At 41.9% G+C, this 14,193-nt stretch carries 10 protein-coding genes; 8 read left to right on the top strand and 2 right to left on the bottom strand.

Features of this window, described 5'->3' with window-relative positions; all coding sequences use genetic code 11:
• The first annotated feature begins 2 nt into the window (after window positions 1–2).
• From E5N72_RS15025 to E5N72_RS14995, 7 genes are all read left to right on the top strand, one after another.
• Window positions 3–1,115, top strand: a complete 1,113-nt coding sequence (locus tag E5N72_RS15025; protein ID WP_135925866.1) for a dipeptide epimerase — start codon at window positions 3–5, stop codon at window positions 1,113–1,115.
• Window positions 1,112–1,861, top strand: a complete 750-nt coding sequence (locus E5N72_RS15020) for a L,D-transpeptidase family protein (RefSeq protein ID WP_135925865.1) — start codon at window positions 1,112–1,114, stop codon at window positions 1,859–1,861. The genes E5N72_RS15025 and E5N72_RS15020 overlap by 4 nt, the downstream gene beginning before the upstream one ends.
• A gap of 80 nt (window positions 1,862–1,941) precedes the next feature.
• The gene (locus E5N72_RS15015; protein WP_135925864.1) at window positions 1,942–3,510 is read left to right on the top strand and encodes a sodium:solute symporter; all 1,569 of its coding nucleotides are present in this window, start codon (window positions 1,942–1,944) and stop codon (window positions 3,508–3,510) included.
• Window positions 3,511–4,422: a BadF/BadG/BcrA/BcrD ATPase family protein gene (locus E5N72_RS15010; protein ID WP_135925863.1), complete on the top strand. Its 912-nt coding sequence runs from the start codon at window positions 3,511–3,513 to the stop codon at window positions 4,420–4,422.
• Entirely contained in the window at window positions 4,412–5,347 is a 936-nt protein-coding gene (gene murQ, locus E5N72_RS15005; protein ID WP_135925862.1) for an N-acetylmuramic acid 6-phosphate etherase, read from the top strand. Before E5N72_RS15010 ends, murQ begins: the two co-directional genes overlap by 11 nt.
• Window positions 5,347–6,525 (top strand): DUF1343 domain-containing protein, encoded by a 1,179-nt coding sequence (locus E5N72_RS15000; protein ID WP_240704529.1) that lies wholly within the window; start codon window positions 5,347–5,349, stop codon window positions 6,523–6,525. Before murQ ends, E5N72_RS15000 begins: the two co-directional genes overlap by 1 nt.
• A 102-nt stretch (window positions 6,526–6,627) precedes the next feature.
• Complete coding sequence (locus tag E5N72_RS14995; protein WP_135925861.1) at window positions 6,628–7,065, top strand: energy transducer TonB; 438 nt, start codon at window positions 6,628–6,630, stop codon at window positions 7,063–7,065.
• A 58-nt stretch (window positions 7,066–7,123) separates the two neighbouring features.
• On the opposite strand, the gene E5N72_RS14990 is transcribed toward E5N72_RS14995, so the two are convergent.
• Entirely contained in the window at window positions 7,124–10,144 is a 3,021-nt protein-coding gene (locus E5N72_RS14990; protein WP_135925860.1) for a carboxypeptidase regulatory-like domain-containing protein, read from the bottom strand.
• Between the two features lie 375 nt (window positions 10,145–10,519).
• A complete protein-coding gene (locus tag E5N72_RS14985; protein ID WP_135925859.1) occupies window positions 10,520–11,365 on the bottom strand; it encodes a MurR/RpiR family transcriptional regulator in 846 nt (281 codons plus the stop codon).
• A 335-nt stretch (window positions 11,366–11,700) separates the two neighbouring features.
• On the opposite strand from E5N72_RS14985, the gene pbp4b reads away from it, so the two are divergent.
• Complete coding sequence (gene pbp4b / locus E5N72_RS14980) at window positions 11,701–14,148, top strand: penicillin binding protein PBP4B (protein ID WP_135925858.1); 2,448 nt, start codon at window positions 11,701–11,703, stop codon at window positions 14,146–14,148.
• The last annotated feature ends 45 nt before the right edge of the window (window positions 14,149–14,193 follow it).

Raw genomic sequence — 14,193 nt, 5'->3', positions numbered from 1 at the left:
GTATGAAAATTAAAGCAGTTCGTTTTGCGAAACTTAAAGTGCCTTTGGTCACGCCATTTAAAACAGCGCTTAGAGAAGTGAGTTTTATTGAAGACCTAGTGGTTTTAATAGACACCGAATGTGGTCAAGTCGGTTATGGCTCGGCTGCTGCAACTCCCGTTATCACAGGTGATACACATCAAGGCATGATAGCGGTGATTCAGCAGTTTATTGCTCCTAAACTGATAGGGCATGAAATCGAAAACATCAACCAGCTTACTCACATTATTCAATCAACGGTGATTGGTAATAGCAGCGCAAAAGCGGCTTTAGAATTAGCGGTTTACGACTTATGGGGCAAGCTCTACAGAGCGCCTTTATACAAATTGCTCGGTGGTGGTAAGTCAGAGTTAAAGACTGATATTACCATCAGCGTAGATAACATAGATAAAATGCTTAGTGACTGTCAGCGAGCGGTTGAGCAAGGTTTTGATGTATTAAAAATAAAAATCGGCAATAACCTTAATCAAGATATTGAACGTGTAAAAGCAATTCACGCAGGGTTTGCCGCTAAGGCGCAGTTACGTTTAGATGTAAACCAAGGGTGGAATGCCAAACAAACAGTGTTTGCACTGCAACAACTTGAGCAAGCAGGTGTGGTGTTAGAGTTGGTTGAGCAGCCAGTAAAAAGCAGTGATATTCAAGGGCTCAAATATATTACTGAGCGAGTGAACACTCCGATCATGGCCGATGAAAGCGCCTTTTCACCTAAGCAAGTAATACAACTTTTAGAGCTTGGCGCAGTTGATATTATCAATATTAAATTAATGAAAACGGGCGGTTTAAGTCGAGCAATTGAGATTGCTAATATCACTGCCCAATACCAAGCAGAGTGTATGATTGGCTGTATGTTAGAGGGCAGTATTGCTGTGGCAGGTGCAGCGCATTTAGCTTCAGCCAAAGCGCAACAAATAAGCAAAATAGACCTCGACGGTCCAGCGCTTGGTCAATACGACCCGGTTCAAGGTGGGGTTGTATTTAACGGTCCACAAATTAACTTATCGGATGCCCCCGGCCTTGGTATTGAATCAATAAACGGTCTAGAACTAATAACAAACGGAGTATGGCCAGCATGAAAAAACTAGTCAGTCTTATTGCAGCTATGAGTTTAACCGCTTGTGCAAGCGTAGAATCACCTAAACCAGTCATTGATAACAGTCATCAGCAGCTCGTGGTGGTGGTCGCTAATGACAGTGATGCTATTGATGCCACGTTGTATCGCTTTGAAAAAAATGCTGGTAGCTGGCAACAACAAGGCCAGCAGCATGCTGTGGTGCTTGGCCGCACTGGTCTTGCTTGGGGGGTAGGGCTACATCCGCCACAACCTGGACAGCAAAAACAAGAGGGTGATGGTAAAGCGCCTGCGGGCATTTTTGAGTTAGGTACAGCATTCGGTTATTTAGATTCACTGCAAACAAACCTTAACTATCAAGCAATGACCGCTAACGACTATTGTATCGATGTGAAAGGCTCACCTTTTTATAACCAACTAGTTGATAAGGCGGTTGTTGGTGAAGAGGCGGTTAAGGACTCTTCGGAGTGGATGCGCCGAGATATTTATAGCCAAGATAATCTCTATAAAAAAGGCATTGTTGTTAAGCATAACCCAAGCAATATTAATGGCGCGGGCAGCTGTATCTTTATGCATTTGTGGCGAGCACCTAGTAAACCAACTGCGGGTTGTACAGCGATGACTGAAAGCGATATGGACACATTACTAGCCTGGCTTGATGAGCGTAAAAAGCCATTACTGGTAAGCCTGACCAAAGCGCAATATCAGCAAAAACAAAGTCAGTGGCAATTACCTAGCCTAGGTAACTAAAAATAATAAAATAAAAGTATTTTAATTTTGTCATAATGATGGAATAATATATTCCATCAAGGTTTGGGTTAGGATAATAAATGAGTGCAAATTACGCTTTACTCGATTGGCTAGTATTCGCAGGCTACGCGGCAATTTTGTTGTTAAGTGGTTGGTGGTTTAATCGCAAACGTGCTAACTCAAGCCAAGATTTTTTTCTAGGCGGAAATAGCATGCCAACGTGGATGGTTGCGATATCTGTACTGGCTACTTCGCAGTCAGCTGCCACTTTTATTGGTGGGCCAGATCAAGGCTACCAAGGTGACTTTTCTTATATTGCTACCAATATTGGTGCCTTTATTGCGGCGTTTATTGTTTCTGCATTCTTAATTCCAAAGTTTTATCAGCAAAAAGTTTATACGGTCTATGAGTTATTAGAAAAACGCATTGGTCCTAAAGCAAAGCGACGCAGCGGCTTGATGTACTTATTTGGCCGAGTGTTTGCAAGTGGTGCTCGTTTATATATGGCAGCGATTGCTGTTGCGATGATTTTATACGGAAATATCGATGCAGACAGTGTGGTTGTAGCCACTCTAGTGCTGGCACTAGCAGGTTTGTTGTATACCTTTTTGGGCGGGATCCGCAGCGTTATTTATTCTGATGTATTGCAAAGCATTGTCTATGTGAGTGCGGCTATTGCGGTTATTTGGAGCTTGCTGAACGTTATTCCAGCCGATTTTTCAACCATTATTGCAACCTTAAATGAACCAAGCCCAGGGGCAGACTCAAAGTTGGCACTGTTTAAGTTTGATTTAGACTTTGGCCCGTCAGGGGTGTTCAACATGGCCTCTGTTCTAACTGGTTTTGTGTTATTAAATATTGCCGCATTTGGTCTTGACCAAGATATGACACAACGCTTGTTAACCTGTAAAAGCCCGAAAGAGGGCAGTAAAGCTTTACTACTTTCAGTGGTCATGGTGATCCCGGTTATGGCTATTTTTATCTTTATTGGTTTACTGCTTTACATTGTTTATCAGCAACCAGCATTAATGAATAGCGAAGCTGGGCAAACGGTTGTTCAAGAGTTTAACGGTGAAAAAATCACTATCTTTATGTACTACGTATTAAACGAAGTACCAGCCGGAGTGAAAGGCTTAGTGAGTGTCGGTATTATTGCTGCCGCTATTTCTACTTTGAACTCTGGGCTTAGTTCGATGTCTTCAGTCATCGTGCAAGATTTATATCGCCCATATTTAGAGAAAGCCAATAAGCAAGTGAGCGATCAGCACTTTGTTAAAGCAGGTCGTGTGGGTATGGCGCTGGTAAGTCTTGCTTTAGCGCTAATGGCTATCCTTTGTTATTTCTGGCAGCAGTATAGCGATATGCCATTATTAAAATTTGCTCTAAGCGTAATGGTCTTTTCCTACAGTGGTTTATTAGGGGTGTACTTTACAACTTTATTTACCAAGCGTGGCAGTGAAGGGTCAGTATTAGCTGCCTTAATTACAGGATTTATGGTGACCCTATTCATGCAACCTTACATGATTGATTGGTTACTGCCTGAATCTATGCGCTTTTACTTAGGGTTTACGTGGCAATTATGTATTGGCACCTTGCTTGCCACATTAGTGTGCTGTATAGGAAAAGCAAGCAATGAGGCAACGGCATAAATGGCGCCATCATATATTTTAGCCATCGATGGCGGTGGCACTAAGGTGGTAGCTGAGCTTAAAGAGCTGGCAACGGGTAAGCAATTTCGTGCTCAGGCTGGCTCTGCATCACTGTCGAATGATCTTGATTTAGCAGTTGAAAACATTGTTAAAGTGACGCGCGAGGTGTGCGAACAAAGCAATGCTAAGCCTAGCGATATGGTTACCGTTATGGGGCTTGCTGGTGGTTCGTCAGTAAGCCTTGCTGAGCAAGTCAAAGTAATGCTCAAGCTTATTTATGAAATCGAATTTGCTTACTTAGAGATTACAAGTGATGCGACTACTTCACTGTATGGGGCAAATTTAGGTGCTCCTTGCGTTGTCGTAGCTCTTGGCACGGGAGCTGTCGGGGCACGATTAACGGCTCAAAATCAAATTAAATTGGTTGGGGGTTGGGGGTTCACTGTTGATGACTTTGGTGGTGGTGCCCGCATTGGCCTTATGGCTGTACAGCATTTATTAAACGATATAGATAGTTTTGATTTACCAAAAAGCCCTTTAACAATTCGCTTGAGTGAGCAGCTAGGATGTACTCGTCAAGCAATTAGTGATTGGCTTAAACTTGCTAAACCCGCAGATTACGCAGCATTTAGTCCGTTGGTGTTTAGCTTACAAGATGAATGTAAGGTGGCAAAAAGTGTTTTGGCAGAACATACACAGTCAGTGGTTGAGTTAATTAGCAAAAGCAGAGGCAACTCACCTTTACCGGTAATTTTAATAGGTGGTCTTGCGAAGGTGAGCAAACCATTATTACCACAAACCTTACAAAATGAACTATCTCCTTGTAAGGGAGATTCTTTAACTGGCGCCTCAATTTTAGCGGCAAAGCATTATTATGACATTATTGAAGAAGGACAACCCAATGAGCCCTGAGCACGTATTTAAGCAACAACGTGAATTACTCGAAGAGTTAAATGGCATTGTCTCAGAAGGACAAAACCCTGACACTTTGGATATTGACTTGCTCAGCACTACTGAGATCCTCACTAAAATCAATAATGAAGATCATAAAGTGGCTGCGGCAGTAAAACTTGTTATTCCGCAAATAAGTGCTGCGGTTGATCACATTGTAGAAGCGTTTCAGCAAGGCGGTAGGTTGATTTACATTGGTGCTGGCACCAGCGGTCGCTTAGGTATTTTGGATGCGGTTGAATGTGCTCCTACTTACAGTGTGAATGATCAGCAAGTGCAAGGAATTATCGCAGGAGGTGATACGGCCTTTAAAAAGGCTGTTGAAGGCGCTGAAGATAGCACGACCTTAGCTATTGAAGATTTAAAAAATGCCAACTTAACGAGCCGCGACGTTGTTGTCGGCATAGCTGCCAGTGGGCGCACACCTTATGTGTGCTCTGCAATTGAATATGCAAAATCAATAGGTTGTGTAACTGTAGGTGTGACTTGTAATCCTAATTCAGCGGTCATGTGTTTACCACAAATTGGCATTTGTCCGGTGGTCGGAGCTGAAGCTGTAACAGGCTCAACCCGAATGAAATCGGGCACAGCACAAAAGCTTGTATTAAACATGTTAAGTACCGCCAGCATGATACGCACAGGCAAAGTGTATAAAAATTTAATGGTCGATGTGAATGCCAGCAATGAAAAGTTGCATGCCCGCGCTATACGTATCGTGATGCAAGCGACTGATTGTACGCAGCAGCAAGCAGTTGATGCGTTAAAGCAAGCAGAGCAAAGTGCCAAACTAGCTATTTTAATTGTACTAACAGGAAAATCGGCAGTTGATGCTAAAGAGCTTCTATCCAAAGCTGATGGTTTTTTACGTAAAGCGGTGGAGGAATAATGCGCTTTTTAGTTGTTATGATTATCAGTTGTTTATCACTGTTAGGCTGTAAAGAGACTCCACAACAAGTCTCTGAAAACACCTTGCCATTGCAAGTTGGTGCTGCAAATTACGACGCTTATATACCAGCCCTTAAAGGTAAACGCGTTGGTTTAGTGGTTAATCAAACCTCAGAGATTAATGGTCAGCATTTAGTTGATTTATTGCTCGATAGAGGAGTTAAGGTAAGTAAAATATTTGCACCTGAGCATGGCTTTCGCGGCGATCATGATGCAGGCGCACATGTAAAAAGTACTGTTGATGCAAAAACAGGTATTGATGTTGTTTCTATTTATGGCAGCAATAAAAAGCCAACTCCTGAAGTACTTGCTGATCTCGATGTCATTATATTTGATATTCAAGATGTTGGTGTGCGCTTTTACACGTACATCAGCTCAATGCACTACATGATGGAAGCGGCAGCTGAGAATGATAAGTCATTTATCGTATTAGACAGACCTAACCCGAATATTGCTTATGTTGATGGGCCTATCCTTGATCCACAATTTCGTTCGTTTGTTGGCATGCATGAAATTCCTGTTTTACATGGTATGACAGTGGCTGAACTGGCTCAAATGATTAAAGGTGAGGGATGGATAAACAATGCAGATAAACTTAATTTAACAGTGGTTCCCGTTGCTAATTATGAGCGCACAATGAGCTATGAGTTACCGGTAAAACCAAGCCCTAACTTACCTAATGCTCAATCGATTCAGTTGTACCCATCACTTTGTTTCTTTGAGGCAACGCCTATTACCATTGGCCGTGGTACGGATTTTCCGTTTCAAGTTATGGGCTATTCGCCAATAAAACTAGGGGAGTTTAGTTTTACCCCTCGTGCAATTGAAGGCGCATCAATGAACCCTAAATTCAAAGAGATTGAAGTGTTTGGTCAAGATTTACGAGATGCTGATATTCATGGTCTAGATTTAAGTTTATTTATTTCAGCCTATCAAAAGCTAACTGCGAATAATCAAGAGTTTTTTGAACGTGCTGGCTTCATGGATAAGCTTGCGGGTACTGATAAATTGCGTTTAGCCATTGAAGCAGGTCAAACTGAGCAGCAAATTAAGCAAAGCTGGCAAGCTGACTTAAGTACTTTTAAACGAAAGCGAGCTCCGTATTTGCTTTATCAATAATAGCTAGGTAACTAGATAAATAAGAACGAGGCGCTTGCCTCGTTTTTTTATATCCATAAAAAGCTGTGTTATATTCAGGGGCTTGATTTATAAGGATATACCATGAAGACTTATTTCAGTTTAAGCATTGCTGCTTTCGCTTTACTAGCTGGCTGCTCACAACTCCCCAACACCTCAACAAGTAACTCAACCGATGCGCTTGATCTACGTGATAATAAAAACGCAGCAGAGCAGCTGTGGACACTAAAACATGCAACAAAGCCTATCTATCCTAAAGCTGCTTTAATTGCCAAACAGACGGGCTGTGCGCGCTTTGTTATAACTATTGATAATCAGGGCAATACGATTGATATCCGTTTTGTCGAGAGCTTCCCTGAAGGGCTGTTTGTCGATGTATCGCGAGAGTCGCTTAAAAGTTGGCAGTGGCAGGCAAGTACAAGTAATAGCGAGTCGCAAGCGATTATTCGCACTGTGCAGCTCGACTACTTTATGAAAGAAGCGGTTAATATAGATGCAGCAAAAGCATTTTGTACAATTTAAGTCTGTTCTTGAGACATAAAAAAGGGCCGCAATAGCGGCCCCAACAGGATTGATTAACTTAGAACTTGAAGTTAAAAGACAGCTGCACACGACGTGGGCTGTAGTAATTACGATACTCACCAAAGGTTTCTGACGATACATATGGGTTATTGTTATAACCTGTTTGACGGTCAAATACGTTGAAGATATCAGCACGGAATTGTAGTTCCATGTCACCTGAGAACTTAAAGTCTTGGGTGTAGTTTAAATCAAGCTGCCAATGGCTAGGGCTACGACGGCTACCTGCAGGTTCTCCATAACGTGCTGTACCACTTGAGTAGCCATAGATTGAACCATCCCATGCTTCCCAAGGTTTACCCGACTGGAATACAAAGTATGCACCGATGTTCGCATCCCATGGCACAGTATAGTAACCATAAACTTTTACTTTATGCGGTTTATCACCTGATAATGTGCCGTATTTGTAATCCCAAGGGTAGCGGCCACGGCCATCACCATAGTTCGAAGAACCAATGAAGGTATTCGCATCTGTTGTTGCTGTGGTGTTATCTTGGTCGAAGTTACCGTAGTAGTGACTCCAAACATAAGAAGCATTGATATAGCTGTTTTCACCTAAGTATTCAGCTTCGATGCTCGCTTCCCAATATTTCGTTTCGCCACCATCTACTTCGGCAATAACATATGATGAACCGCCGATCTCATCACGGATCGCGTCAAGGTTATCTACGTATAAGCCTTTATCAGCGATATGTTGTGGCACACCTTCAGCATCAACGCCAGAGTAGTCAGTTAAGCGCGCGTTATTTGGCATATCTTCCCAGAAATGCGATGCTTTACGGTGACGAACATGAGCACGTAATACTAAATCAGAACCCACATATTTAGTGGTACCAAGAGTAAACTCTTTGATTTGACGAGGCGTTAAATCATCAGCAAATACTTTACCAGATGAACCTTGACGCGGCTCTGCGTAAATTACTTTACCCGCTTCATCAAATTCAACTTCGATTTCGGCACGGGTATTACGGTCCCAAGAGGCTGCACGCGCTAATGAGCTTGCTTCAGGGTTATACATTGAGAAGTTAGCAAATACAGAGTCTTGATCTGCATAATTCCAATTCACACCTAAACGAGGCTGGATCATATCTGTCCAATCTGTTTGATACATTTCGTATTTTTCGCCTGGTGCTAACTCATAACCAGAGAGAGTACCAGATGCTGATTTAAGACCTTGACCATACCAAGTATCGCGGCTCACAAGCACACCCACATTGTAAGTCCAATCACCTACTTCAATGGTGTCGTTGATTTCGAAGTTCAGCGTTTCCATTTCTGAGTTAATAGCAGAAACCGCATCTCCACCTGCTACTAAGCTCATTTGTTGCACGCGAGCACGGTAAATAACCGGCGCAGAGCTGCCTTCTTCTAAGCTTTCATCTAGGCCGCCAACATAAGAAATTCTACCCCAACCATTTGAAAGGCGAGACAGAACTTCTTTACTTTCTTTCCATTCACCACCTAAATGTAATGTATGGTAACTATCGCCCCAGCTAAATTCATGTTCTAGATTTAACTCAAAGCTATCACGGTAAAAGTCGATATTATCGTATTGGTAATACGCACCAACACCGCCGCCACCTCGCATTTGCCCATCTTCGGTATAACCGTATTGTGCAATGAGTGGTGCAGCGCCTGCATTGTATGCAGCAATTTGCTCTGCTGTGTAGTTATCATCAGCATCTAATAAGCTTGGTACACTGAAGTAACCCATTTCAGTTAGATTACTTAAGTCAAGTTGACCCGTTAACGATGGTACTACAGATAGTTTTGTATCAGGTGTGGTACCAGACTCTATCTCTAATTTACTGTATTGGAATGAAAGAGTTGTTGCATCACCTAAAAGCCACGAACCATCTAAGGTAAAGATATCTTGATCGGCTTTATCACCTGCAGAAACACTGTCAGTTTCGTAAGCGCCAACAGAGCGACCTTCGATGGTTTTTTCTGAGGTACGCTGTGAAATATTAATTAAAATATCGTCAGTAGGTGCCCAAGTTAACTTACCAAAGTATTCATCTCGGACATTTTTATAGTCTTTTACTTCACCATAGGCTGTATCTTTATTAGTACGTGTTTCTTCAGGGCGATAATAAGAAGTGTAGAAGTATAAAGTGTCTTCAATAAGCGGGCCGCCTAAACTTGCTGTTAACCAGCTTTTATCAAGCTCATAGCTTTCTTGACCTGTTGGAGTCGCCACTAAGCTCTTAGGTTGAACTTTGTATTCAACATTACCGTGGAATTCGTCAGTACCTGATTTTGATACGGTATTGATTGAGAAGCCACCTGAACGGTTAAAGCCAACGGCTTTTGCACCACCGCGATCCATAGTAACGTAGGCAACGTCATGGGTTGATGGCTCTGATGCTAAGTTACCAAACATAGGGAGTGAAACATCAACACCGTCAAAGCCGTAAGAGTTATCAACACCCGAACCACCTGCTGATGGACCAAGGGTTGCGTTTTCAGATAGCTCAACACCCGGAACAAGTTTTAATAGGTCACGGTAATCTTGACCAACTGGCACGCTATTGATTGCTTCTTCACCTAATGAGTTAGTGAGTGCAGATTTACCTTCGCGGAATAACTTACTGCCGGTAACCGTGATAACCTCAACGTTTTCGTTAGCACCACCCATAGTGACGTTTAAGCTTGATGTTTGCTCAAGTAAAACGTCGACAGTCATGGTTTGCGTTACACCGTTTTTATCGGTGAAAGTCAGTTCATAAGTACCGGGCTTTAACTGCGGTAAGTCATAACTACCATCTTCACGCGTAACAACGGTACGAGGTTTTGGCATCACGTTACTCTTTGCTGTTACTGTGATCCCTGCCAGTGACTGCTGTGTCGCTGGTGATGATACTTTACCTTTAATACCACCGGTTAGATTTGCAAAGGCTGGTGCGCTGGCTAGAGCCGCGGCCATAACAACGCCGGTAAAGGCTGTTTTCTTTGCACGAAGTGCATTGCTTGTCGCTTTGGCTATATAGCTAATTGCGAGTGTGGATGCATGTTGTTTCATTGTTTCCCGTCCTTATATTTATATGCTTTGTTGGACTGCTTACCCAGTTGAGACTTATGAACTTTAATATTATGTTGCCCACATATTAAACAGGTGTTATTTACTATGGTCAAGAATATTTTTTTATTAACGTACCTTTTTTTAGGAATAAAATATATAACCTGTTTTAGGTAAAGTTCAGCAATCGCTCGCTTTAGCGGTGGCTCAATTATCATAAAGTTATTTTTGTAAGAAATTATGACTGTATAATCAGTGAGTTAATCCCAAAGATAAAGAGTAAAAGATGTGATTTATGGTAAGAGGAAAAGTCTGCTTCAATCATAAAAAAAGCAGCCTAGGCTGCTTTTTTGTTCTTAAATGTTATTTATTAAGAAATTAGTTATTCTTAAATTCACCGACAACTTCATTAGAATGTTCCAGTAGTTTACGGCCTTGGCGACTTGACTGGGTGAGAGCGATAAACAGAATATCTATAACAAAGTCTTGTGCCGTTCGTGCAAGAATTGACGATAAACGCACAGACTCACCTTCAGCCACTGAGTAAAGTTTTACATCGGCAGAGTCAGCAACAGGGCTACTGCCAAACTTTGTGACTGAGATCACTGAGCTGTCATTCTTTTTCGCTTGTTTAACTACTTCAGCAATTTCGCGGGTCATACCTGACTCACTTATCGCAATCACCAAGTCACCTTTTGAAAAGGTAGCAACGTATGCAAGCTGCGCGTGGCCATCTGGCTCCGCTATTGCAGGCATGCCGAGTTTTTGTAATTTATAAGAGAAGTCTTTTGCAACTAATGCTGAGCCACCTAAACCACAGATCAGTATGCGCTTTGCTGATTTTAAAAGCTCTACTGCTTTTTCGACTGCCACGGCCTCGTTGAGGTTCTTTGTTTCAGTGAGTACAGCCAGTTTACTACTTAATAATTTTTCTGCGATTTGTTCAAGTGAGTCATTAAGGGTGATTTTACCATGTAGTTTTGGTTCACTTGTTTCGTCATTGAGCGCATCAATCACCGCAAGTTTAAAAGCAGGAAAGCCTTTGTAACCTAATTTTTGTGAAAACTTCACCACACTTGACTGGCTCACTCCAACCACTTTCGCAAGCTCAACGGATGATAAGTTACGAATAGCATTCGCCGAATTTAGTGTGAAATCAGCAAGCTTTGCTTCGCTGCTCGATAAAGACTGGCGTAAAGCTTTAATTTTTACAAAAGTAGACATAGGGCTCACTTTGTTTAATTAACTTAAGTCACATTGCATAGTAATGTACTACACACCTTAAGTTGCGATACGTAATTGCTTTGATACCACGACTTATTTTTAGTTTTACTTGACCTAAGTTTGGAATATTTTTCTTTAATTAGATGGAATAATATAGTTTTATTCCATAATAGATACAAGATTATTTGTTGAGATAGCTGCATTTTTAGAGACTTAGCGATAATGTATGCTGTTTATTCTTCATTTAGCAAATAAAATATTTTACATGTTAAGTGGGTGTTGCTACTGTATTGCTGAGAATCGTCAACGCTTAAATCATCAGGTATGAATCTGTTATGAGTTTTACCCCTTTAAAAAAATTTCTTAAACAGCTGTGTTATCTCAGTAGTGCTGCTTTTTTAGTAAGCTGTGCCAGTCATCAATATACCTTCACACAATCAGCTAATTACAGTCACCGTGTAAAGTTTTTAGTAATGCATTACACCGCCATTGATTACGAAAAGTCGATGCGTGCGTTAGTGGATGAAGGGGGCTTAAGTTCACATTATTTATTACCAGAATCAGGCGATCCAAGTTATCCAAAAGACGATTTAGAAATTATTCAGCTGGTTGATGAAAAAGACAGAGCATGGCATGCCGGACGCAGCTTTTGGCAAGGCCGAGAAGATTTAAATGATCATTCAATTGGTATTGAAATCGTGAATGTACCAACCTGTCATATACCTGAGCAAGCAAACCTTGCGATGGAAAACGATGCCAGCAAATTGTGTATTTTTCCAGACTATGATGCTAAACAAATTGAGTTGTTGATTGAGCTTAGCAAAGGTATCTTGGCGCGAAACCCAGATATTGGCCCAACTCAAGTTATCGGCCATTCAGATATTGCGCCAAGCCGTAAGAACGACCCAGGCCCGCGTTTTCCTTGGTACCAACTTTATAAAGCGGGTATCGGTGCGTGGTACGACAGCGACACTGTTGATAAATATTGGCAATTATTTAGTGCATCAAAACCCTCTGTTGAGTTAATGCAAAAAGCACTGCGTAGCTACGGCTATGAGGTGATTGCTACGGGTCAGCTTGATTCGCAAACTTTAGATGCCTTAAGTGCTTTTCAAATGCACTTTTTGCCTTGGCATGTCAGTGGCAATAGTGATGCAAGAAGTGCCGCGGTGCTATTTGCATTACTAGATAAATACTTCCCTAAAAAGCTTGAGCGGTTATTTAAAGAATATCAGCAGCAACAGCAAGCGGTTGAGCCAGAGCCAAAAACACTGGCTAATGCACAAGTGATAGCGCGTATTCCTGCTCTTGAACCAAGCAGTCGCGCGCTTGTTAACGACAGAGGCACCTTTGTCGCCTATAAAGGTCGCGGTGAGATCATCATTGAAAACCAAGACGCAACCAGCGCCGACATTTATATTAATGGTGAAAAAATCAATATAGCTTCGCCTTTAACTGCCGAAAAAATATATCAATACAGTTTGGCTAAACGTACTCACAATGGCATCAACACCTATAAAGTTGAGAATGTATTGCCTGAAGGGGCAAGCTTAACCTTACGCTTTCCTTATCCAACGCTTGATAAAAACAGCAGTCAAAAGCGCTTTAGTGCCGTTGATGAATTAATTACTCAAGAAATTAAAGAGGGCTTTCCGGGCGCGGTACTTGCCGTTGTTAAAGATGGCAAACTGATTAAATTAAGCCATTACGGCGCAGCTAAAAAGTACCACGCTGATGGCAGTGAGCTCAAAAGCCCACAAGCTATGCAAAACGATACCTTGTTTGATATAGCCTCAAACTCAAAAATGTTTGCCACTAACTTTGCGCTGATGAAGCTTGCCAGCGAAGGAAAGCTCGACGTAGAAAAACCGCTGTTTTATTACCTGCCAGAATTTAGAGGCAGCGGCCGTGAGCAGCGTTTAGTAAAAGACTTACTTACCCATAGTGCTGGTTATCCTGCTGTGGTTGATTTTCATCGTAAAGACAATAAATTTGGTGAGCGCTTTTTTTCACAAAACAGTCTGCGTACTAAGAACCTGTTATTAACTGGCGTTCCCTTCGTGGCTGGGCGCAACGTAAAACACTTATATTCTGATATCGATTATATGTTGTTAGGTGTACTGGTTGAACGCATCAGTGGTATGGCGCTTGATATTTATGTTGAGAGCCAAATTTATCAACCGCTTGGTTTAACACATACGGTTTATAATCCATTGCAAAAAGGCTTTTTAACCTCACAAATTGCGGCCACAGAGATTAATGGTAACACCCGAGGTGGACGCATTGAATTTGAAAATGTTCGAACCGATGTTCTGCAAGGTGAAGTACATGATGAAAAAGCCTTTTATGCCTTAGGTGGCGTAGCGGGGCATGCAGGGCTTTTTAGTACTGCTGGTGATTTGTCAGTGCTTATGCAGGTATTACTCAATGGCGGTGGTTATGACAATAAGCAAATTTTTACGCCACAAGTACTTGAGCAATTCACAAACTCTCAAGCAAGTGATGAAACCTATGGGTTAGGGTGGCGACGAGCGGGGCATCAAGCGCGAACTTGGCATTTTGGCCCTTACGCCAGCCCGCGTGCTTTTGGTCATACTGGTTGGACTGGCACTGTGACCGTCATTGACCCCGAGTACGACCTTGCTATTGTGCTATTAACTAATGCGCGTCATACACCTATTGAAGGTTCGCAAGAAAATTACGAGTTTGTCGGAAAACGTTTCGAAACGGGTAAGTATGGCTCTATTATCTCACTGATTTATGAGAGTATATTAAATCACTAGTCGAATTAAGTTGAGTTTAATGGTAAAGCCATTAAGCTTAGCGAG

The sequence above is a fragment of the Pseudoalteromonas sp. MEBiC 03607 genome (assembly GCF_004792295.1).
GTDB lineage: Bacteria > Pseudomonadota > Gammaproteobacteria > Enterobacterales > Alteromonadaceae > Pseudoalteromonas > Pseudoalteromonas lipolytica_C.
The sequence above is the reverse complement of the archived record's forward strand: the minus strand, read 5'-3'. Positions and strand labels throughout refer to the sequence as shown.